The 20,193-nt window shown below is 67.2% G+C and carries 19 protein-coding genes; 9 read left to right on the forward strand and 10 right to left on the reverse strand.

What is annotated here, in order from left to right:
• Window positions 1-85: 85 nt before the first annotated feature.
• Genes livH through AC3WMR_RS07775 form a run of 4 tightly spaced genes read left to right on the forward strand, consistent with a single transcriptional unit; the run spans window position 86 to window position 3,712 of the window.
• Entirely contained in the window at window positions 86-1,012 is a 927-nt protein-coding gene (gene livH / locus AC3WMR_RS07760; RefSeq protein WP_175193503.1) for a high-affinity branched-chain amino acid ABC transporter permease LivH, read from the forward strand.
• Complete coding sequence (locus AC3WMR_RS07765) at window positions 1,012-2,247, forward strand: high-affinity branched-chain amino acid ABC transporter permease LivM (RefSeq protein ID WP_025140818.1); 1,236 nt, start codon at window positions 1,012-1,014, stop codon at window positions 2,245-2,247. Before livH ends, AC3WMR_RS07765 begins: the two co-directional genes overlap by 1 nt.
• Window positions 2,244-3,011, forward strand: a complete 768-nt coding sequence (gene livG, locus AC3WMR_RS07770; protein WP_492263459.1) for a high-affinity branched-chain amino acid ABC transporter ATP-binding protein LivG — start codon at window positions 2,244-2,246, stop codon at window positions 3,009-3,011. Before AC3WMR_RS07765 ends, livG begins: the two co-directional genes overlap by 4 nt.
• Entirely contained in the window at window positions 3,011-3,712 is a 702-nt protein-coding gene (locus tag AC3WMR_RS07775; RefSeq protein ID WP_025140816.1) for an ABC transporter ATP-binding protein, read from the forward strand. The genes livG and AC3WMR_RS07775 overlap by 1 nt, the downstream gene beginning before the upstream one ends.
• 416 nt (window positions 3,713-4,128) lie before the next feature.
• Here AC3WMR_RS07775 and cuyB read toward each other — a convergent pair whose 3' ends face one another.
• Genes cuyB through AC3WMR_RS07790 form a run of 3 tightly spaced genes read right to left on the reverse strand, consistent with a single transcriptional unit; the run spans window position 4,129 to window position 7,386 of the window.
• The gene (gene cuyB, locus AC3WMR_RS07780; protein WP_492263460.1) at window positions 4,129-4,872 is read right to left on the reverse strand and encodes a cysteate racemase; all 744 of its coding nucleotides are present in this window, start codon (window positions 4,870-4,872) and stop codon (window positions 4,129-4,131) included.
• On the reverse strand, window positions 4,865-6,376 hold the full coding sequence (locus tag AC3WMR_RS07785; RefSeq protein ID WP_492263461.1) for an N-acyl-D-amino-acid deacylase family protein: 1,512 nt from the start codon (window positions 6,374-6,376) through the stop codon (window positions 4,865-4,867). The genes cuyB and AC3WMR_RS07785 overlap by 8 nt, the downstream gene beginning before the upstream one ends.
• Window positions 6,377-6,408: 32 nt before the next feature.
• On the reverse strand, window positions 6,409-7,386 hold the full coding sequence (locus AC3WMR_RS07790) for a Bug family tripartite tricarboxylate transporter substrate binding protein (protein ID WP_492263462.1): 978 nt from the start codon (window positions 7,384-7,386) through the stop codon (window positions 6,409-6,411).
• A gap of 168 nt (window positions 7,387-7,554) precedes the next feature.
• Here AC3WMR_RS07790 and AC3WMR_RS07795 point away from each other — a divergent pair, with 168 nt between their 5' ends.
• On the forward strand, window positions 7,555-8,496 hold the full coding sequence (locus AC3WMR_RS07795) for a LysR family transcriptional regulator (protein ID WP_492263463.1): 942 nt from the start codon (window positions 7,555-7,557) through the stop codon (window positions 8,494-8,496).
• Here the strand turns inward: AC3WMR_RS07795 and AC3WMR_RS07800 are convergent, their stop codons facing one another.
• On the reverse strand, window positions 8,497-9,111 hold the full coding sequence (locus AC3WMR_RS07800) for a glutathione binding-like protein (protein WP_029954534.1): 615 nt from the start codon (window positions 9,109-9,111) through the stop codon (window positions 8,497-8,499).
• Window positions 9,112-9,225: 114 nt separating this feature from the next.
• Here AC3WMR_RS07800 and AC3WMR_RS07805 point away from each other — a divergent pair, with 114 nt between their 5' ends.
• On the forward strand, window positions 9,226-10,404 hold the full coding sequence (locus AC3WMR_RS07805; RefSeq protein ID WP_492263464.1) for a PQQ-dependent sugar dehydrogenase: 1,179 nt from the start codon (window positions 9,226-9,228) through the stop codon (window positions 10,402-10,404).
• 5 nt (window positions 10,405-10,409) lie between these two features.
• Entirely contained in the window at window positions 10,410-11,048 is a 639-nt protein-coding gene (locus tag AC3WMR_RS07810) for a glutathione S-transferase family protein (protein ID WP_492263465.1), read from the forward strand.
• A 66-nt stretch (window positions 11,049-11,114) separates the two neighbouring features.
• Here the strand turns inward: AC3WMR_RS07810 and AC3WMR_RS07815 are convergent, their stop codons facing one another.
• The 5 genes from AC3WMR_RS07815 to rocF all read right to left on the reverse strand — a co-directional run bounded on the left by AC3WMR_RS07815 (window position 11,115) and on the right by rocF (window position 16,619).
• Window positions 11,115-12,023, reverse strand: coding sequence for a DMT family transporter (locus tag AC3WMR_RS07815; RefSeq protein ID WP_492263466.1), 909 nt, complete (start codon window positions 12,021-12,023; stop codon window positions 11,115-11,117).
• A gap of 60 nt (window positions 12,024-12,083) precedes the next feature.
• Window positions 12,084-12,461 carry a DUF423 domain-containing protein gene (locus AC3WMR_RS07820; protein WP_492263467.1) on the reverse strand — a complete coding sequence of 126 codons (378 nt, stop codon included), beginning with the start codon at window positions 12,459-12,461 and terminating at the stop codon, window positions 12,084-12,086.
• A gap of 599 nt (window positions 12,462-13,060) precedes the next feature.
• On the reverse strand, window positions 13,061-14,122 hold the full coding sequence (locus AC3WMR_RS07825) for an alcohol dehydrogenase (RefSeq protein WP_492263468.1): 1,062 nt from the start codon (window positions 14,120-14,122) through the stop codon (window positions 13,061-13,063).
• 22 nt (window positions 14,123-14,144) lie between these two features.
• A complete protein-coding gene (locus AC3WMR_RS07830) occupies window positions 14,145-15,353 on the reverse strand; it encodes an ABC transporter substrate-binding protein (protein WP_492263469.1) in 1,209 nt (402 codons plus the stop codon).
• Window positions 15,354-15,680: 327 nt separating this feature from the next.
• The gene (rocF, locus tag AC3WMR_RS07835) at window positions 15,681-16,619 is read right to left on the reverse strand and encodes an arginase (RefSeq protein ID WP_492263470.1); all 939 of its coding nucleotides are present in this window, start codon (window positions 16,617-16,619) and stop codon (window positions 15,681-15,683) included.
• 207 nt (window positions 16,620-16,826) lie between these two features.
• On the opposite strand from rocF, the gene AC3WMR_RS07840 reads away from it, so the two are divergent.
• Both AC3WMR_RS07840 and AC3WMR_RS07845 read left to right on the forward strand, forming a co-directional pair.
• The gene (locus AC3WMR_RS07840) at window positions 16,827-17,654 is read left to right on the forward strand and encodes a MetQ/NlpA family ABC transporter substrate-binding protein (protein ID WP_492263471.1); all 828 of its coding nucleotides are present in this window, start codon (window positions 16,827-16,829) and stop codon (window positions 17,652-17,654) included.
• Between the two features lie 222 nt (window positions 17,655-17,876).
• A complete protein-coding gene (locus AC3WMR_RS07845) occupies window positions 17,877-18,899 on the forward strand; it encodes a GGDEF domain-containing protein (RefSeq protein WP_492263472.1) in 1,023 nt (340 codons plus the stop codon).
• Window positions 18,900-18,934: 35 nt separating this feature from the next.
• Here the strand turns inward: AC3WMR_RS07845 and AC3WMR_RS07850 are convergent, their stop codons facing one another.
• The gene (locus tag AC3WMR_RS07850) at window positions 18,935-20,146 is read right to left on the reverse strand and encodes an MFS transporter (protein WP_492263473.1); all 1,212 of its coding nucleotides are present in this window, start codon (window positions 20,144-20,146) and stop codon (window positions 18,935-18,937) included.
• Window positions 20,147-20,193 lie beyond the last annotated feature (47 nt).

Raw genomic sequence — 20,193 nt, forward strand, 5'->3', positions numbered from 1 at the left:
GACCACAGGCCCTTATAAAATACGCCCAGGTTTCCGGCTCCGGGTCTCTCTACCGGAGCCGGAACTATTTGGAGCAAGAGAAATAATGTCCGACCTCATACCCCAACTTACCCAGCAATTCTTCAATGGATTGTCTCTGGGCGCGATCTACGCGTTGATTGCCATCGGCTACACAATGGTCTACGGCATCATCGGTATGATCAACTTCGCTCACGGCGAAATCTACATGATCGGCGCCTATGTCGGCCTGGTCACCTTGACGGCCATCGGCACAGGCAGCGGCCTGCCGGTACCGTTCATCATCGCGGCCATGCTGCTCGTGGCCATTACCGTTACCGGCATCTACGGTTTCTCGGTCGAACGCGTGGCTTACCGCCCCGTGCGAGGCAGCCCCCGGCTGGTGGCGCTGATCTCGGCCATCGGCATGTCGATCTTCCTGCAGAACTGGGTGGCCCTGGGCCAGGGCGCACGCGACATGGCAGTGCCATCGCTGGTGTCCGGCGCCGTGCAGTTCCACATGGGTTCCGATTTCGATGTGACGGTGCCGTATTCGCGCATCATGATCATCGTGGTGACCGTGGTGCTGATGGTGGCCCTGACGCTGTTCATCAAGTATTCCCGCATGGGCCGTGCCTCTCGCGCCTGCTCGCAGGACATGCACATGGCGAACCTGCTGGGCATCGACACCAACCGCGTGATCTCGTTCACGTTCGTGATGGGTGCGATCCTGGCGGCGGTGGGCGGCGTGCTGATCGCCATCACCATCGGCAAGCTCAATCCCTTCATCGGCTTCCTGGCCGGCATCAAGGCCTTCACGGCGGCGGTGCTGGGCGGCATCGGCAGCATCCCCGGCGCCATGCTGGGTGGCGTGTTGCTGGGCCTGGCCGAAACGTTCGCGGCAGCCTATATCTCGTCGCAGTACAAGGACATCGTGGCGTTTTCGCTGCTGGTCCTGATCCTGCTGTTCCGTCCCACCGGGCTGTTGGGCAAACCTGAGGTGGAAAAAGTCTGATGTCGAACAACAACCTGAAAAACGCCACGATGGCGGCGGTGCTGACCGCTGTCATCGTCACCCCCGTCTTCGGCCTGCAACTGATCCGCCAGGGCGCCCGTACGTCGATGGAATCGCACTGGTCGCTGGTGGCGCTGGCCGCCGCGGTCGTGTTCGTGTTCCAGCTGCTGCGTCCCTGGATCGCCAAGCCGTTCCAGAAATTGAAGACGGGCTTGCCGACGCTGCCGTCGGCGCCGGCCAAGAGCAACAAGCTGCTGATGTTCCTGATCCTGGCGGTGGCGGTCACCTGGCCGTTCTTTGCCGGCCGCAGTTCGGTGGACATCGCCACGCTGGTGCTGATCTACGTGATGCTGGGCCTGGGCCTGAACATCGTGGTGGGCTTTGCCGGGCTGCTGGACCTGGGCTTCGTGGGCTTTTATGCCGTGGGCGCCTATACCTACGCCTTGCTGTACCACTGGGGCGGCTGGAGCTTCTGGGAAGCGCTGCCGTTCTCGGGCGCGATGGCCGCGCTGTTCGGCTTCGTGCTGGGCTTTCCGGTGCTGCGCCTGCGCGGCGACTACCTGGCGATCGTGACGCTGGGCTTCGGTGAAATGATCCGCTTGCTGCTGATCAACCTGAACACGCTGACGGGCGGTCCGGACGGCATCTCGGGCATTCCGAAGCCGTCGGTGTTCGGCCTGGAAATGACGCGTCGCGCCAGCACGGAAGGGGGCACGACGTTCCATGACTTCTTCGGCCTGACGTTCCAGAACCAGCACATGGTGATCTACCTGTACATGATGGCGCTATTGCTGGCGCTGGTGACGCTGTTCGTCTCGACGCGCCTGATCCGCATGCCGGTCGGCCGCGCCTGGGAAGCGCTGCGCGAGGACGAGATCGCCTGCCGTTCGCTGGGGCTGAACCCGACCCGCATCAAGCTGTCCGCGTTCACGCTGGGCGCCACCTTCGCCGGTTTCGGCGGCGCGTTCTTCGCGGCCCGCCAGGGCATGGTGAACCCGGAATCCTTCACCTTCATCGAGTCGGCGCTGATCCTGGCGATCGTGGTGCTGGGCGGCATGGGGTCGCAGGTGGGCGTGATTCTCGCGGCCATCCTGCTGACGGTGCTGCCCGAGCTGGCGCGCGAGTTCGCCGAGTACCGGATGCTGATGTTCGGTCTGGTGATGGTATTGATGATGATGTGGCGTCCGCAGGGGTTGTTGCCCATGAAGCGTCCCCACGTGGAGCTGGCTAAATGAGCGAGGCATTGCTGAAGGTATCCGGACTGACCATGCGTTTTGGCGGCCTGTTGGCCGTGGACAGCGTGGCGTTCGAAGTCAAATCCGACGAGGTGTTCGCCATCATCGGCCCGAACGGGGCCGGCAAGACCACGGTGTTCAACTGCGTGGGCGGGTTCTACGCGCCGACGGCAGGCGATATCGAGATGGACGGCAAGTCCATCACGGGTCTGCCCAGCCACAAGGTGGCGCGCCACGGGCTGGTGCGCACGTTCCAGAACGTGCGGCTGTTCAAGCAGCTGACGGTGCTGGAAAACCTGCTGGTGGCGCAGCATACGCAGGTGGAGTCGCGGCTGCTGCCGGGGCTGCTCAAGCTGAAGTCCTACCGCCAGTCCGAGGCCGATGCGCTGTCGCGCGCGGCGCAGTGGCTGGATTTCATGGGGCTGCGCGAGTATGCCAACCGCGAGGCGGGCAACCTGGCCTACGGCCACCAACGCCGGCTGGAGATCGCGCGCTGCATGATCACCAAGCCGCGCCTGTTGATGCTGGACGAGCCGGCGGCGGGCCTGAACCCGCAGGAAAAGCGCGATCTGCAGTCGCTGATCGACCAGCTGCGCCGCGAGTTCGGCGTGGCGGTGCTGCTGATCGAGCACGATATGAGCCTGATCATGGGCATTTCGGACCGCATTCTGGTGATGGAGCACGGCAAGCCGATTACGACCGGCACCCCCGAGCAGGTGCGCAACGACGAGCGCGTCATCAAGGCGTATCTGGGGGAGGAATGATGCTGAAGCTGGAAAACATACACACGTTCTACGGCGCGATCCAGGCGCTGAACGGGGTGTCGGTGGATGTGAACAAGGGCGAGATCGTGACGCTGATCGGCGCGAACGGCGCCGGCAAGACGACGTTGCTGATGACGGTCTGCGGCAATCCGCGCGCCAAGGAAGGCAAGATCACGTTCGAAGGCGAGGACATTACGAACCGGGATACTCACCACATCATGCGCAATGGCATTGCCATTTCGCCTGAAGGGCGGCGGGTGTTCAAGGATCTGACGGTGGCCGAGAACCTGATGATGGGCGGCTTTTTCCTGAAGCGCGACGAGATCCAGGCGGGTATCGATCACGTGTATGGGCTGTTTCCGCGGCTGAAGGAGCGCGCGGCGCAGCGGGCGGGGCTGATGTCGGGGGGCGAGCAGCAGATGCTGGCGATCGGGCGGGCGTTGATGACGCGGCCGCGGTTGTTGCTGCTGGATGAGCCTACGCTGGGCTTGGCGCCGCTGGTGATCGCGCAGATCTTCGACATCATTCGCGAGATCCGCGAGCAGGGCGTGACGGTGTTCCTGGTTGAGCAGAATGCCAATAAGGCGTTGCAGGTGGCGGATCGCGGGTACGTGTTGGAGAATGGGCGCGTCGTACTGCAGGATACCGGGGCGAATCTGTTGGTCAATGATCAGGTGCGCAAGGCTTATCTGGGCGGCTGATCGGTTTGGTTTATTCCCCGCGAAGGGAAATTGGGCGTATCTCGTGAGAGTGCGCCTTTTTTTTGGTTGTTTGTTTTGTTGGTCGCGTTGATTGTTGTTCTTCGTAGGTCGCCCTGGGTGGCCGGCGTACCCCGATCGCGCGCCAACGATTGCGGTCCGGAGCCTTCGCTCCGGACGGCCCCTTCGTCATCTTCGTTGCCGCCTTCGGCGGCGCCTTCAGATTCCCTCGGGCGCATCGACGGCGCGCGATCGGGGTACGCCGGCCACCCAGGGCTACGGGTTTCGAGGTTTGTGGCGTTGCTGGACCGAGGGGCGCGCAGGAGATTTGCGGGGCCCGCCGGGACCGGCCGCGCGGGCGGCCGGCTCCCGGCATACGCTTTTTTGGGCGTCGGGGCGGTGGTCGCTGCGCGATTGCGTCAGGCGGCGATGCGTTGCTCGGGCTGGTCGGCGAGGTAGTGCGCTATCGCGGCGCGAGCGAGGGCGTCGATCGAGTCGGTCAGCGTGATGCCCAGGCTGGGGCGCAGCGCGTGGGGGACGGCCAAGGGGAGTTCGGTGCAGCCCAGAACGACGGCGTCGGCGCCGCGGGCTTTCAGGCGGGCGATGCCTTCGGCGGCGGGGGCGTAGGCGGCTTCCAGGCGGTTGCCTTTGACGGCGCGGATCGAGGCCATGCAGGTGCGTTCGACTTCGTCGTCGTCGGGGACGATGCACTCGTAGCCTTCGGCTTCGAGGTGGCGTTGGTACAGGCCGAGCTTGAGCGTGGCGGCGGTGCCCATGAGGCCGATGCGGCCTTTGGGCAGGCCGAGGCGGCGCAGGTCGTCGATGACGGCGCGGATGATGTGCAGGACCGGGCGCTGGGTGGACGCGGCGATTTCGTCGTACCACAGGTGGGCGGTGTTGCAGGGGATGGCGATGAGCTGGGCGCCGGCGCGTTCGAGGAAGCGCACGCCTTCTACCATGTAGGGCAGGGGGTTTTCGCCGCCGGCCATGTAGGCGCTGGAACGATCGGGGATGCGGGGATCGTTGCGCAGCAGGGTGGGGATGTGTTGCTGGTCCGCGTCGGCGGGGGTGAGCGCCGCGAGGCGGAGCGCGAAGGCGGCGCCGGCCATGGGGCCCATGCCGCCCAAAACACCCAGGTAACAGCCCTGGGAATAGCTATTCACTTTGTTGACTCCAAGGTATTGCATTCCCGGGCGACAGAACCTGGCCCGGGCGTTCGGTGCCGGTTCGTTCCCCGTCCCACACGGGTTTGCCGTTGACCCACACGTGGTGGATGCCGCGGCTTGCCTGAATGGGAGCTGAAAAAGTGGCCGTGTCTGTGACGTTGGCGGGATCGAACAGCACCAGGTCAGCATGATACCCCTCGCGTAGCAGGCCGCGCCCGGCCAGGCCGTATTGGGCGGCGGCCAGGCCGGTCATTTTGTGGATGGCGGCTTCGAGGGAGAGCAGGCGTTGTTCGCGCACCAGGGTGCGCAGCACGTTAGTGAAGGTGCCCCATTGGCGCGGGTGCGGATGGGGGTCGAAGGGCAGGCCGTCGGAGCCGACCATGGTCAGCGGATGGCTGAAGATGCGGTTGACGTCGGCCGGGTCCATCAGGAAGTAGATGGCGCCGGCGGGAGCCAGGCGGGCGAGGGCGGCTTCGTCGTCCAGGCCGAGTTCGGCCATGACGTCGCTGAAGTCGCGGCCGGTGGCGGCGGGGTAGCCCTTGGACCAGGTGATCAGGGTGCGGCTGGCCAGGCGGGCGCGGTCCAGCCGCAGCATGGTGGAGGTGGCCGGGTAGGGGTGGCAGTCCAGGCAGACGGGCTGGGCGGCGGCGGCGCGGCTGATGAGGTCCAGGGTTTCGCGGCTGCGGCCGTGGTTGCGTTCGCCGGCCAGCTTGTGGTGCGAGAAGACGACGCGGCAGTCGAGTTCGCGGCCGATGAGCAGGGCCTCTTCCATGGCGGGCACGATATGGTCGGCTTCGTCGCGCAGGTGGGTGGCGTAGATGGCGCCGGCGCGGCCGCGCAGGGGCTGGCAGACGTCGATGATTTCGTCGGTGGGCGCGGCGCTGGCGGGCGGGTAGAAGGTGCCGGTGGAGACGCCGAAGGCGCCGGCGTCCAGGGCTTCTTGCAGCAGGGCGCGCATGGCCTGGCGTTCGGCGTCGTTGGCGGCGCGCGAGGTGTCGTCCATGACGGCGACGCGCAAGGTGGTGTGGCCGACGAGCGGGATGACGTTGACGGCGGCGGGGGTGTCGGCCAGGGCGTCGATCCAGGCGCGGAAGGTCGGGTAATGGAACAGCTCGGTGGGGCCGAGCAGGTCCAGCGGCTGGGGGATATTCTGGCGCGACAGGGGCGCCAGGCTGATGCCGCAGTTGCCGGTGACGACGGTGGTGATGCCTTGCGAGACCTTGGGCAGCATGTCCGGGTGCGCCAGCAGGTAGCCGTCGTCGTGGGTGTGCGAGTCGATGAAGCCGGGCGCGAGCGCCATGCCGGCGGCAGCGATGACGCGCGCGCCGGGCGGATGCTCGAAGGCGCCCACGGCCACGATGCGGCCGTCCCGCACCGCCAGGTCGCCCTGGCGCGCGGGGCCGCCCGTGCCGTCGATGAGCGTGGCGCCCGCCACGATGAAATCGGCCTGCAAGGGTTCACGGTCCTTGCGGGATGCCGCGGCGGGGGCGCGATCGGTCATTGATGTGTCGGTCATGGGCGGTGGGGCGGGGTTCAGTCCAGTTTCTCGATGCCGGCGGACTCGATGATCTGCTTCCACTTGGCGGTTTCGCGGTCGATCAGCTGCTTGAATTCTTCGGGCGAGCCGGTGGCGGGCACGGCGCCCAGGGTTTCCAGGCCGGTGCGCACTTCGGGGGCTTGCAGGGCTTGCTGGATGTCGGCGTTGAGCTTGGCGACGACGTCGGGCGGGGTGCCCTTGGGGGCGACGACGCCGCCCCAGGCCACGGTTTCATAGCCCTTCAGGCCGGCTTCGTCCAGGGTGGGCACGTCGGGCATGAGCGACAAACGCTTCAGGCTGCTGACGCCGATGGCGCGGACCTTGCCGCTTTTGACCAGCGGCGCGGCTTCGGACGTGTTGACGAACAGGTAGTCCAGGCGGCCGCCCAGCAGGTCCTGGATGGCGGCGGGGCCGCCGTTGTAGGGGATGAACATGACGTCGACTTTGGCCATGCTCTTGAACAGTTCGCCGCCCATGTGGCCGGTGGTGCCGACGCCGGACGCGCCGTAGGAGAGGCGACCGGGTTCTTTGCGGGCGCGGTCGATCAGGTCCTGCACGCTTTTGACGGGGGAGTCGGCGGGCACGATCAGGGCGTTGTACAGGTCGAACATGTGGGCGACGGGGGCCAGGTCCTGGTCGACGTCGTAGGGCAGGCGCTTGAACAGCGAGCGGTTGACCGCCAGGGTGTTGATGTTGCCGTAGCCGACCGTGTAGCCGTCGGCGGCGGCGCGCTTGACCAGGGCGATGCCGATGTTGCCGGCGGCGCCGGGGCGGTTTTCGACGACCAGGGTGGCGCCGGTGTTCTTGGACAGCTGGGTGGTGATCAGGCGCGACAGCACATCGGGCGATCCGCCGGCGGCGGACGGCACGATGAAGGTGATCGGGTGGTCGGGATAGGTGCCGGCCAGCGCGCTGCCGGCAAAGGTGGCGGTCAGTGCCAAGGCGGCGAGGCTGCGAAAGACAGAGCGTTGCATGGTGGAAATTCCCCTTGTTTTGTTGTGTGGAGGCGGGCAGATTAGCACCGGGTTTGCCGCAGTGCGTCATCGAAAAATGTCGAAAACCTATAATCCGCCGTTATCGATGGTGGTGATGTCCAGGGCCCGTTCGAGGCCCTTTCAAGTGAACCGGTGCAAGGGGAAAAAATGGATGTGGACGCGTTTGTCGACGAGGTCGGGCCCAGTGCCGGCCGGCCGTTGAACCTGCGCCAGATCGAAGTGTTTCGCGCCATCATGATGGCCGGCTCGATCAGCGGGGCGGGCCGCATGCTGCACGTGTCGCAGCCGGCCGTGAGCCGGGTATTGGCGCTGACCGAAAGCCGGCTGGGCTATCGGCTGTTCGAGCGGGTGAAAAGCCGCTTGTCGCCGACGGCCGAGGCGCGGCGGCTGTATGCCGAGGTCGAGCAGGTGTATGGCGGCATCGAACGCGTGAACGACCTGGCGGCCAGCCTGGGGCAATCCGGCGCGGGCATGCTCAAGGTGGTGGCCAGCGCCAGCTACGGGCAGCGCCTGGTGCCGCTGGCGCTGGGGCGCTTTCGCGACCGCAATGCGGATGCGCGGGTGGACTACCGCAGCGTCACGTTCGATGAATTGGCGGCGTATTTCCTGTCGGGCCAGGCGGATATCGGCATTTCGATGCAGCCGCCCGACCATCCCAACCTGACGTCGGTGAAGCTGGCCACCGTGCCGGTGATCTGTGCGCTGCCCAAGGGGCATCCGCTGGCCGGGCACGAGGTGGTGCATCCCGAAGATTTCGTGTCGGCGGCCTGGATTGGCTATCCGCGCGATACGCCGCTGGGGCGCGCGTTGCAGTCGTTCTTCGGCGCCGGGCCGGCATGCGCGGCGGCGGTCGAGGTGCATTCGCCGGTCACGGCGTGTTCATTCGTGCAGCAGGGGTTGGGGCCGGCGCTGGTGGACGCCTGGTGCGTATCGCCGGACCAGACCGAGCACATGGTGCTGCGGCCGATTGCGCCGGCAGCCAGCGTCGAGGTGTGGGCGACGCACTCGAACCTGAGCGCGCCGCCTTTGCTGGCGCGGCGTTTCCTGGCCGCGGTGAAGAAGGTCCTGGAAACCGCCGCGCCGGTCTGATTACTCCAGGCCTTCCGCCTTGAGCGCAGCCTTGACGCCGCTGTTTTCCTGCATGCGCGCAAAGAACGCGGCCAGGTGGTCTTGCCCCGACAGGTCGACCTGCTTGGCGTGCGCCCAGCGCAGCACCACGTACAGATAGGCATCGGCCACCGACGGCTCGGCGCCGGCCAGGTAGGGCTTCTTGGCGAGCTGGGCGTCGAGCAGGGCGAACAGGCGCGTCAGTTGCTTGGACGCCGAGGCGGCCAGTTCGCGCTGGGGACCCTCGTCGTTCAGGTAGCGCTGCGCGCCGAAGATCATCGAGAACGTCTTGTGGATGTCCGAGTTGATGAAGCCCAGCCAGCGGCGCACGTCGGCGCGCGAATGCGCCGAGCCATCGCCCAGCAGCTTGCTTTGCGGGGCTTGTTCGGCCAGGTATTCGAGAATGGCGATGTTCTGGGTCAGGGCGAAGTCGCCATCGACCAGCGCAGGCACGGCGCCCAGCGGATTGACCTTCAGGAACTCGGGGCCCTTCAGTTCATCGCGGCTGAGCTTGTGGGTGTCGTAGGGCTTGCCGATCCATTCCAGGACGATGTGGGACGCGAGCGAGCACGCGCCGGGCATGTAGTACAGTTTCATGTAAGGTTGACTCCTTGGAGAAAGAGCGGAAGCCGCCGCTCTTTGCGCCTATGGTACGCCACCGCCACGCGCCGTTGCGTACCGCCGCACCCCACACAGCCGCCGGAGACGTCCATGCCGCAACGCCTATCCGCGACTCGTCGCGCCTTGTCCTCTTTCACCTTTGCCCTGGCGAGTTCCGCGTGGTTTGCGGCAAGCGCCTGGGCCACGCCTGTCAAGAGTCCCGATCAACCGCCCGCCGTGGCCGCGCAGGTCACTGTCGTGGTGGGCGGCTTGTCCAATCCCTGGTCGATGGCCTTTTTGCCTGAAGGCGGGATGCTGATCACCGAACGCTCCGGCAGCCTGCGGCTGCTGCGCACGCCGGGCGGCCTGTCCAAGCCCTTGACGGGCGTGCCCAAGGTCGCCGCGCAAGGCCAGGGTGGGCTGCTGGACGTGGCGTTGTCGCCGGATTTCGCGCAGGACCGCTATGTGTACCTGTCGTATGCCGAGTCCGACGGCAAGCGCAGCGGCACCGCAGTAGGCCGCGGCAAGCTCGCCGCCGATGGCAGCGGATTGCAGGACTTCAAGGTGCTGTTCCGGCAAGTCCCCAAGCTGTCCGAGGGCCTGCATTTCGGCTCGCGCCTGGTGTTCGACGGCAAGGGTTATCTGTTCATCTCGCTGGGCGAGAACAACCAGCGCCCGACCGCGCAAGACCTGGACAAGCTGCAGGGCAAGGTGGTGCGGCTGAAGGTGGACGGCTCGGTGCCGACCGACAACCCCTTCGTGGGCCAGGCCGGCGCGCGACCCGAGATCTGGTCGTACGGCCATCGCAACCCGCAGGGCATGGCGCTCAATCCCTGGACCGGCGCGCTGTGGGAAAACGAACACGGGCCGCGCGGCGGCGATGAAATCAACCTGGTGCAGCCGGGCAAGAACTACGGCTGGCCGTTGGCGACTTACGGCATCAACTATTCGGGCCAGCCGATCCCCGAGGCCAAGGGCGAGACGCTGCCTGGCATGGAGCCGCCGCTGTACTGGTGGGCCAAGTCGCCGGCGATCAGCGGCATGGCGTTCTACAACGCCGACCGCTTTCCGGCCTGGCGCCATTCGCTCTTCATCGGCGCGCTGGCGAACCAGAACCTGATCCGCCTGACGCTGGATGGCGACAAGGTGGTGGCCGAAGAACAGTTGCTGGTCGACCGCAAGGCCCGTATCCGCGACGTGCGGCAAGGGCCGGACGGCTATGTGTATGTGTTGACGGATGCGTCGCCGGGCCAGCTGCTGCGGTTGGCCCCGGCGCTTACGGGAGGGTGATCGCCATGAAGACCTATGAATTGATCGGTTCGCTGGGCTGCGGTTCGGCGGTGGTCGAGGCGGCGTTGGCGCTGGCCAATGTGCCGCACACGCTGACGGACGTGCCCTATCTGAAGCCGGGGGCCGAGCGCGACCGGTTGCTGCACCTGAATCCGCTGGGCCAGGTGCCTACGCTGATCACGCCCGACGGCGAGGTGATGACGGAAAGCGCGGCAATGGTGCTGCACCTGCATGACGTGGCGCCGCAGGCCGGCTTGGCGCCCGAGGCCAACAAGCCCGAACGCGCGCATTTCTTGAACCTGCTGTTGCGGCTGGTGGCGGCGATCTATCCCACGTTCACGTTCGGCGACGATCCGCCGCAATGGACCACGCCGGGCGCGCCGTCCGACCTGTTGCGCGAACGCGTGCATTCGCGCCGGGCTGAACTCTGGCTGGAACTGGAGCGCCAGGCGGGCACGCCGCACATGCTGGGCCGCCGCTTTTCGGCGCTGGATCTGTATGTCGCGGTGATGACGCATTGGCGACCAGGCCTGGCCTGGTTCGAGGCCAACTGCCCCGCGCTGACGGCGGTGGCGCGTCAGGCCGCGCTGGAGCCCAATGTGGCGCGGGTGCTCAAGCGCAATTTCCCGCCGCTGACGGAGTAGCCGTCTCGCGGCCTGCAGCGGCGATTCGAGCCGCTGCCGGCATTCCCTTGATCGCGCTGTGTTGCGCTACGCCTTGGCGCGGCGCTTGCGCGAGCCATGGGCTTCGCGCAGCGCGATGTACACGCCGCTGCCGGCGATGAACAACGCGCCCAGGTAGGCGTAGGCGTCGGGCGCTTCGCGCCAGAAGATCCAGCCCAGCAACGTGGCCCATATCAATCCGGTGTAGTCGAAGGGCGCCACGACGGATGCGGGTGCGATGCGAAAGCCCTGGGTGATGAGCGCCAGGCCCAGCGTGCTGAAGAGCGCCACGGCGGCGAAGTACGGCAGGTCGGCCAGGGCCGGCGTGTGCCACACCCACGGCAGCCCGACGGCGCTGCATACCAATTGCCCCGCGACGATATAGAAGGTGGTGGTGAGCATGCCTTCGCCATGGCTGATGCCGCGCGCGGTGATCATCATGACGGCGTAGAGCAGCGCGGTGGTCAGCGGCAGCAGGGTGGCGGCCTGGAAGGCATCGGTGCCGGGACGCACGATGATGAGCACGCCGGCAAAGCCGGCCAGCACGGCCAGCCAGCGCTTGCCGTCGACGCGCTCTTTCAAGATCAGCACGGACAGGGCGGTGACGAACAGGGGCGCGGCAAAGGCGATGGCGGTGGCCTCGGCCAGCGGCAGGGCGCGCAATCCCAGGTAGAAGCAACAGGCCGAGACGACGTTGATGGCGCCCCGCGTGAGGTGCAGGCCGGGGTGCGCGGTACGCAGCACGCGGCGTCCGCCCAGGCCGATGGCGAGCGCGGTGACGAAGGGCAGGGCAATGAGGGCGCGCAGGAACAGGATCTGCAGCGGGTTGTAGCTCGTGCCGAGCCATTTGGCGTTGGCGTCGCTGAGCGTCAAAAAGAAGATGCCGCCGATGACGCAGGCGATGCCGGCGGCGGCGGAGTGATTGCGGGTGGCGGGAAAGACGGTGGTGGAAGACATCGGGGGTTCAGCGGGGCCGGCGGTGTTGCAACCGCCTGGGGTGATGCGGGGGCAGGTGAATCAGCTTTGGGCGCGGTAGGCGGCCAGGGCGACCATGGCCCAGGCGGCTAGGAAGGCGGCGCCGCCCAGGGGGGTGATGGCGCCGAGCCAGTGGGTGCCGGTGAGGGTCAAGGTGTAGAGGCTACCTGAAAACAGGACGATGCCGATGAACATGACGATGCCGGCGGCGGACAGCAGGGGGGAGCCGTAGCGGGCGCCGAGCAGGGCGATGATGAAGAGGCCGAGGCCGTGGATGAGGTGATACAGGACGCCGGTTTGCCAGACGGAGAGCAGTTCGGGGGTGACCAGGCGCTTCAGGCCATGGGCGCCGAATGCGCCGGCACCTACCGCTACCAGCAGGTTCAGGGCCGCTAGGATGGTTAGCTGGCGGTCTGTCATGCTTTTTCCTTTTGGGGGCTAAGGGTTTGTGGTGCCTATGATATGCGGAATCTTGCGAGAGAGTGCTTCGTAGGCCGTCCGTCGCGCAGGGTGTGTCGGTGGCGGGCGCCCACGATTGCGGTCCGGAGCCTTCGCTCCGGACGTCCCCGTCGTCATCTTCGTTGTCGCCTTTGGCGACGGCCTTCAGATTCCCTCGGGCGCATCGAGGTTGCCCGCCACCGACACACCCTGCGCGACGGACTACGAGCGTCTGGGTGCGCGGGGATGCCAGACCGAGGGGGGCGGGCGAGGTTTGCGGGGCCCGTCTCGTGCCGGCCGCGCGGGCGGCCTTACGAGACTTACGCGTTGTGGGGCGTCGGGGCAGTGAGCGCTGCGCGCGGGTGGCGGGGGAGGGCTTGTGGCGCAGCGGGTAATTGGTGCGCTCGGTGCTGTGTTCGATTGAGGCGTGGTGTTTGGCGTGTGACTTATCGCGGGTTTGCTTTCTGCTTTCTGCTTTCTGTTGTTGTTGTTGTTGTTGTTGTTGTTGTTGTTGTTGTTGTTGTGCTTGCGGGAGGAGCGGGACGGGCCGCGGTGCAATGGCCGCGGCGCGCCGTTGTCGTTTACTCCACCGTGAGCACTGCGCGGCCGACCACTTTGCCGGCGCGTAGCGAGGCCAGGACCGCGTCGGCGTCGTGCAGGGGGTGGCGGTGGACGGGCATGGGGGGGACTTTGCCGGTGCGGACCAGGGTCATCAGTTCGCGTAGTTCGGCCAGGTTGCCGACGTAGCTGCCGATGATGGAGAGGGCCTTCATGGGGATGAGGGCGATGGGCCAGGACGAGGCGCCGCCGAACAGGCCGACGATGATGAGTTTGCCGCCCTTGGTGAGGAAGTCGAAGGCGAGCGAGGTGGTGGCGGGGGCGCCGACGAGGTCGATGGCGGCTTGCAGGGGTTTGCTGCCGGCGGCCTTGAGGATTTGTTGGGCGGCGTCGGGGGCGGCGCCGTCGATGGCGGCGAGGGCGCCGGCTTCGAGGGCGGCCTGGCGCTTGGCGGGGTCGATGTCGACGACGATGGCACCCTTGCCGCCCAGGGCCTTGATCAGGGTCAGGCTCATCAGGCCCAGGCCGCCGGCGCCGAAGATGACGACGGGGTGGTCGCGATAGACCTCTACGCCGATTTTCTTCAGGGCGGAATAGGTGGTCAGGCCGGAGCAGGCGTAGGGCGCGATCTGGGCGGGGTCGAGGTCGCCGATGTCGATGAGGTAGCGCGGGTGCGGCACCAGGATGTGGTCGGCGTAGCCGCCGGCGCGGTGCACGCCCAGGCAGGCGGGGGCGGTGCAGTGGTTTTCCTGGCCCGAGAGGCAGGTGGGGCAGGCGCCGCAGCCGATCCAGGGGTAGACGAGGTAGTTGCCGCCAGGGGCCACGCCTTGGGCGTCGGGGCCGGCGGCGACGATGCTGCCGACGGTTTCGTGGCCCATGGTCAAGGGCAGGGTGACGCCGCGGTCTTTCAGCGACAGGGTGCGGCCCTGGCCGAGGTCGTAGCCGCCTTCCCACAAGTGGATATCGCTATGGCAGACGCCCGCGGCGCGGACCTTGAGCAGCACCTGCGTGCCTTGCGGCGCGGGGGTGGGCGGGTCCATTTCCTGCAGGGGCTCGCGGAAGTTGACGACGCAATAGCACTTCATGATGTCTCCTCGTGGGATGGGCTTATTTTTTGACCAGGGGGCACTCGCTGTCGGCCAGCGAGACGAACACCTTTTCGCCGGGCACCGTGGACAGGATGCGGTAGAAGTCGCCGGGGTATTTGGAGTCGGCCGGCTTTTTCACTTCGACCAGATACAGGTCCATGATGACGCGTCCGTCTTCGGGGCGTATGCGGGCATTCTTGATCAGTTTGGTGGTGATGGGCAACTCGCGCATCTTCTGGTTGACGGCGGCGCCGTCGAACGTGCCGGCGGCCTGCGCGGCCTGCAGGTAGTGGGTGGTGGCGACGTAGCTCAGGGCCTGCACGATCGAGGGCGGGCGGGTGACACCCATTTTCTGCTGCCAGCGGCGGGTCCATTCGCGGGTGTCGTCGTCGGCATCCCAGTAAAAGCCGGTGGGAAAGGTCAGGCCCTGCGCCACCGGCAAGCCCATGGCCTGCACGTCGTTGATGAAGGTCAGGAAGGTCAACAGGCGCTGCTTGCCGCCGGTCAGGCCGAATTCCTGGGCTTGCTTGATCAGGTTGACCAGGTCGCCGCCCGCGCTGGCCAGGCCGACGACGTCGGCCTTGGAGGATTGCGCCTGTACCAGGAACGAGGCGAAGTCCATGGCGCCCAAAGGGTGGCGCGTGCTGCCAACGACCTTGCCGCCGGCAGCCTGCACGAAGCGGCTGGCGTTGGCTTCGAGCGATTTGCCGAAGACGTAGTCGGTGGTGATGAAGTACCAGGACTTGCCGCCGCTTTCGACGACGCTTTTGACCACCGCGTTGGCCAGCGCGTAGGTGTCGGGCGCCCACTGGGTGCTGAGGTTGCTGCATTGCTTGCCGCTGAAGTCGCCGGCGAAGCCGCCGCTGATCAGGGCGGTGCCGCCTTTTTCGCGCGCCACGCCTTGCGCGGCCAGGCCGGCTGAACTGGCGCCGCCGTCGACCACCGCCACCAGCCCCTGGGTGTCGAACCAGCGCCGCACCAGGGCCGAGGCGATGTCCGCCTTGTTCTGGTTGTCGGCGCCGATCACCTCGACGGTCTTGCCGGCCGCCTTGCCGCCGAAGTCTTCGACCGCCATGCGCACGGCCATTTCCGAGCCCAGGCCGCCCAGGTCGGAATAGATGCCGGATCGGTCGTTGGATACGCCCAGCCGGACGACATCGCTTTGGGCCTGTGCGGCGCAGGTGGCAAGCAAGGCGGCCGCGGCCGCCCACACGGGGTTGATACGCATCTGTCTGTCTCCACGGTCCGTCTAGCGGACCGGCGTTTGCATTGTTGGCATTGACGCGAGTACGAAGGCGCAGGCGGGGTGGCCGGTGCTCCAGCCGGCTGAAATTGTTTTCTTGTTAAGGAATAAAAATTCCTGAGCAAGAAGTTAAGTTTTCATATGTGAAAGGTCAATGGGTGGATTGCCTAGGTGGGGGCGTGCGCGGGCCGCTTGCCGGGCGCGAACACGGCAGGCCAAAGAAAGGAAGGCGGATGCGGCGGGCGGAAGACGTGCACGACGGCAGTCTTCAAGGGCTGGCGGGCCGTGCCGCCCGCCCTTGAGAACGGAAGATCAGCTGCCGCGCCGCACCAGCGTCGACTTGCCGAACAGGCTTTCGATCAGGTCCACCGCCAGGTCGGCGGTCTTGTTGCGCACGTCGAAGGCGGGGTTCAGTTCCACCACGTCCAGTGATCGCATCAGGCCCGTGTCCGCGATCATTTCCATGCACAGCTGGGCTTCGCGGTAGGTCGGGCCGCCCATGACGGTGGTGCCCACGCCGGGCGCGATTTCCGGGTCGAGGAAGTCGACGTCGAAGCTCACGTGCAGGTGGGTGTCGTCGTCCAGCCCGGCCAACGCGGCCTGCATGGTGGCGCGCATGCCCATTTCGTCCAGGTAGCGCATGTCGAACACTTCCAGGCCGGCCTGGTGCACCAGGCGCTTTTCGCCGTCGTCGACGCTGCGGATGCCGATCTGGCGCACCCACGACGGATCGATGTCCGGCGTCTGGCCGGACATGCCGGTGATTTCCGCGGGGCCGTGGCCGCACAGGCAGGCCACCGGCATGCCATGAATGTTGCCGGTGGGGGTGAGCGTGTTGGTGTTGAAGTCGGTGTGGGCGTCCAGCCACAGCACGCGCAGTTTCTTGCCGGCGGCGCGGCAGTGGCGCGCCACGGCGCTGATCGAGCCGATGCCCAGGCAGTGGTCGCCGCCCAGCAGGATGGGCAGGTGGCCCTGGGCCAGCGCGGCGTACATGGCGTCATGCACGGCCTGGTTCCAGGCGGTGACCTCGGCCAGGTGGCGGTAGCCGTCCACGGGCGGTTGCCAGGGGTTGGCCGGGCCGTACAGGTTGCCCTGGTCGGTGACGGTAAAGCCCTGGGCCTCGATGACCGGCCCGATGCCGGCCACGCGCAGCGCTTCGGGGCCCATCGAGGCGCCGCGCGCGCCCGCGCCGATGTCGGTGGGCGCGCCGATGAGGGTGACGTGGGTGGGCAGGGTGGGAGTGTTGTGCAAGATCTGGCTCCGTGAAGCTGGGGTCAGGGGCGCCCAGGGCAGGCGGCGGTGCCGTCGAGTGTAGCGCCGCTGCAAGGCGGCATTGCCATGGCAGCGGCCGGGCTTTTGCCGATGGCGCGGCGAGGCTGCGGCACAATAGCACCGAGACCCGCATCGAGACCCGCGCCGATCCCCGGGCGGGTGCCCGATCTTTTATCGGACGTTTTCATGTTCCAGCAATCCCTGTTCCTGACTTTGGCGCGCCGCGCCGCGGCCGCGCTGGCCCTGGCCGGGCTGGCCACCCTGACGCCGGCCCAGGCCGCCGACAAGCCGCTGCGCATCGGCGTGATCGCCAGCGTGGCCAACGCCGCCACCGAGCTGGCCATCGCCGAGGCGCGCCGCGCGGGCCTGGAGGTGCAGCTGGTGGAATTCAATGACTGGGTGCTGCCCAACATTGCGGTGGCCGACGGCTCGGTGGATGCCAACTTCTTCCAGCACGAGCCTTTCCTGGAGCTGTTCAACGCGCGCCGGGGCGCCAACCTGAAGCCGATCGCGTACGGCTATTCGACGACCATCGGCCTGTTTTCCAAGAAGCTCAAGAAAGGCGAACCGCTGCCCGACGGCGCCACCATCGCGGTGCCCAACGACCCGGTGAATACGGGCCGCGCCTTGCTGCTGCTGGAATCCATCGGCCTCATCAAGCTCAAGCCAGGCGTGGCGCACCAGGCCACGCTGCAGGACGTGACCGACAACCCCAAGCGCCTGAAATTCGTGCAGATCGAAGGCTCGCAATCGGCACGCACGTTCGACGACGTGACGGCCTCGGTCACCTACACCACGTTCGCCAAGCAGGCCGGCCTGGACGAAAAGGACGGCCTGGCGTTCGACAACAAGGACCCGGCCAACGTGCGCCGCTACGCCATTCGCTGGGTGGCCCGTCCTGACCGCGCAGAAGATCCGCGCCTGTTGAAGTTCATCGCCATCTACCAGCAGTCGGCCGAGGTGAAGGCCAAGCTGCGCAGCCTGTATGGCGACTTGATCGCGTTTCCCTGGTAGGGGGTGGCGGGCAGCGCGTGCCGGCGTGCAAGTCGACGGCAGCGCTGTTCGTGACCGCGCAGGCAGGCTTGGCAGGCCGCAGGGGCAGGGCGCGTCTTGACGATTCTTGGCATTTGAGTTGCAGATTGAAACGTATACTTGCCGCGCTTTGCCGCCCTGCGTCCGAGACGGCGCGGGATGCCAACGCGGCCAGTGCGCGCCGCCTTTCCCGACTGCGAACCCATGCGACTCGTTTCATCGAATGACGTCTTGATTTCGCCGCAGCCGCGCGCGGAGGCAGGCCGTCCGCAGGCTGCGGACCCGCCGCCGGCCGATGCCCAGGCGCGGCACGCGGATGACGCCCAGGCTGCCGAACTGCAGCGCCTGCGCGAAGTGGTGGCGCGCTACGAGGCGCTGTTCCAGAACGCACCCGTGCTGATCAATGCCTTCGATGGGCGCGGCCAGTGCGTGCTGTGGAATGCGGCCTGCGAGCACCGCTTCGGCTGGACCCGCGACGAAATCAACAGCTACCCCGAACCGCTGGCGCTGTTCTATCCCGATCCCGAGACCCGTGCCCGCGTGGTGCAGAGCGTGGGCCCCACGCCCGACCAATCGTTCCGCGAATGGCAGCCGCTGGCGCGCACCGGCGAGCGGCTCTCGGTACTGTGGTCCAACGTGCGATTACCCGATGGCAGCGTGGTCAACATCGGCATGGACATGACCGAGAACCGCCGCAGCGAGGCCGCGCTGGCGCGCCTGGCCAAGGTGGACGACCTGACCGGCTGCTGGACCCGCGCCGAGATCCTGCTGCGCCTGCAGGCCATGCTGGAAGCCGCGCGGCAAGGCGCGCGCCACACCGCGCTGATGCTGGATCTGGACTATTTCAAGCAGGTCAACGACCGCTATGGCCACCTGGGCGGCGACGCCGCACTGCGCCATTTTTGCAGCCAGCTGCAAGGCTGCCTGCGCGAAGGTGACGCGGTGGGTCGGCTGGGGGGCGAGGAATTCCTGGTGCTGCTGGCCGATGCCGACGCGGACGTGGCGCTGGCGGTGTGCGACCGTTTGCGCGCCGGGCTGCGCCAGCATCCGGCCAGTGTCGACGGGCATGCGGTGGTGCTGTCGGCCAGCGGCGGGATCACCCGTTTTTTGGCCACGGATGCCAGCATGTCGGACGTGCTGCGACGCGCCGACCAGGCGATGTACCGGGCCAAGCGGGCCGGGCGTGATTGCGCGGTGGTGCTGCCGGATCAGCCCGGCCAGCGTTGACGGGGCGACGCGGCGTCAACGATTCCGCGGCGGTATCAGGCCGTGGCCCGGCTGCCCGCCGCGCGGCGGCCATTCAGGCGCCAATGCAGCGCCAGCGCGGCCAGGGCCACGGCGCCGGCGGCCGCCAGGCCCAGGGTGTCAAAGCCCGCATGCGTATACAGCGTGCCGGCCACCGCGGTGCCGACGCTGGCGCCCAGGTAGGTCGTGCAGGTGTTCAGGCCCAGCACCGCGCCACGTTCGTCGGGGCGCGCGCGCGACAGCAGCAGCACCAGCAGGTTCAGGCTCAGTTGCGACGCGGCGCCCCACAGCACCGCGATGGCGAGCACGGCGGCCAGCGCGTGCGCGGCGGGCAGAAGGCCCAGGTACACCAGCGCAATCGCGGCCAGCGCCAGCGGCAGGGCCCGGCGCGGTCCCAGCCGTTCGATCAGCGGCGCGCCGGCCAGGCCCGCGAACAGAAAGCCCGCGCCGTAGGCAAAGGCGATGAAGCCCACCTGGCCCGCCGACAGGCCCAGCAGGGTGCGCACGTGGTCCGCCAGGAACGCGTAGACGCCGTAGAACGCGGACGAGAACGCCAGGCAGCCCAACAGCAGCACGGGCACGTCGCGGTACGACAGCGGCGCCAGCAAACGCATCAGGCGCAGCGGCGCAGGGTGGGCGCTGCGGCGTTCGGGCAGTTTGTACAGGCCCGCCAACGCCACGGCGGCGCACAACGCCAGCACCGCGTAGGTGGCGCGCCAGCCCACGGCATCTGAAATCAAGGCCGACAGCGGCACGCCCGCCACCAGCGATACCGACCAGCCCGAGATGACGCGGCCCAGCGCGCGGGTCTCCTGGCCGGGCGCGGCGACCAGCGAGGCCGAACCATACGCGGCCGGCAGGATCACGCCCGCTGCGGCGCCTGCCAGGGCCTGCGCCGCGGTCAACACGATCCAGTGGGGCGCGCAGGCCGACAGCAGCAGGGCGGCGATCAGCGCGATCATGGCGCCCAGCAGCGCGCGGCGGATGCCCCAGCGGTCGATGCGGGCGGCCAGCAGGAAGGCGCTGGCCGCCGTGGCCGCGCCGTAGGCCGAAATGGCGGTGCTGACCGTCAGCGGCGTGCTGCCGAACGAGCGCGCCACGTCGGACAAAATCGGGCTCAACGCCAAGCCGTTGGAACCCACCACGCTGACGGCGAACATCAGGGCGGGAATGGCGGCGGGCAGGGGAGCCTTGCGAGGGGTGTTGCGGGGGGCGTTGCGATTCTGCATCCGCGGAATTTTATTGGAATAAAATAAGGGTTAACACCGATATTCCC

Source organism: Achromobacter sp. FW305-C-28 (assembly GCF_058783235.1).

Coding starts and splice junctions, on each gene's coding strand:
- livH (WP_175193503.1), top strand. CDS start 86: ATGTCCGACCTCATACCCCAACTTACCCAGCAATTCTTCAATGGATTG.
- AC3WMR_RS07765 (WP_025140818.1), top strand. CDS start 1,012: ATGTCGAACAACAACCTGAAAAACGCCACGATGGCGGCGGTGCTGACC.
- livG (WP_492263459.1), top strand. CDS start 2,244: ATGAGCGAGGCATTGCTGAAGGTATCCGGACTGACCATGCGTTTTGGC.
- AC3WMR_RS07775 (WP_025140816.1), top strand. CDS start 3,011: ATGCTGAAGCTGGAAAACATACACACGTTCTACGGCGCGATCCAGGCG.
- AC3WMR_RS07785 (WP_492263461.1), bottom strand. CDS start 6,376: ATGACCGATCGCGCCCCCGCCGCGGCATCCCGCAAGGACCGTGAACCC.
- AC3WMR_RS07790 (WP_492263462.1), bottom strand. CDS start 7,386: ATGCAACGCTCTGTCTTTCGCAGCCTCGCCGCCTTGGCACTGACCGCC.
- AC3WMR_RS07795 (WP_492263463.1), top strand. CDS start 7,555: ATGGATGTGGACGCGTTTGTCGACGAGGTCGGGCCCAGTGCCGGCCGG.
- AC3WMR_RS07800 (WP_029954534.1), bottom strand. CDS start 9,111: ATGAAACTGTACTACATGCCCGGCGCGTGCTCGCTCGCGTCCCACATC.
- AC3WMR_RS07805 (WP_492263464.1), top strand. CDS start 9,226: ATGCCGCAACGCCTATCCGCGACTCGTCGCGCCTTGTCCTCTTTCACC.
- AC3WMR_RS07810 (WP_492263465.1), top strand. CDS start 10,410: ATGAAGACCTATGAATTGATCGGTTCGCTGGGCTGCGGTTCGGCGGTG.
- AC3WMR_RS07815 (WP_492263466.1), bottom strand. CDS start 12,023: ATGTCTTCCACCACCGTCTTTCCCGCCACCCGCAATCACTCCGCCGCC.
- AC3WMR_RS07820 (WP_492263467.1), bottom strand. CDS start 12,461: ATGACAGACCGCCAGCTAACCATCCTAGCGGCCCTGAACCTGCTGGTA.
- AC3WMR_RS07825 (WP_492263468.1), bottom strand. CDS start 14,122: ATGAAGTGCTATTGCGTCGTCAACTTCCGCGAGCCCCTGCAGGAAATG.
- AC3WMR_RS07830 (WP_492263469.1), bottom strand. CDS start 15,353: ATGCGTATCAACCCCGTGTGGGCGGCCGCGGCCGCCTTGCTTGCCACC.
- AC3WMR_RS07840 (WP_492263471.1), top strand. CDS start 16,827: ATGTTCCAGCAATCCCTGTTCCTGACTTTGGCGCGCCGCGCCGCGGCC.
- AC3WMR_RS07845 (WP_492263472.1), top strand. CDS start 17,877: ATGCGACTCGTTTCATCGAATGACGTCTTGATTTCGCCGCAGCCGCGC.
- AC3WMR_RS07850 (WP_492263473.1), bottom strand. CDS start 20,146: ATGCAGAATCGCAACGCCCCCCGCAACACCCCTCGCAAGGCTCCCCTG.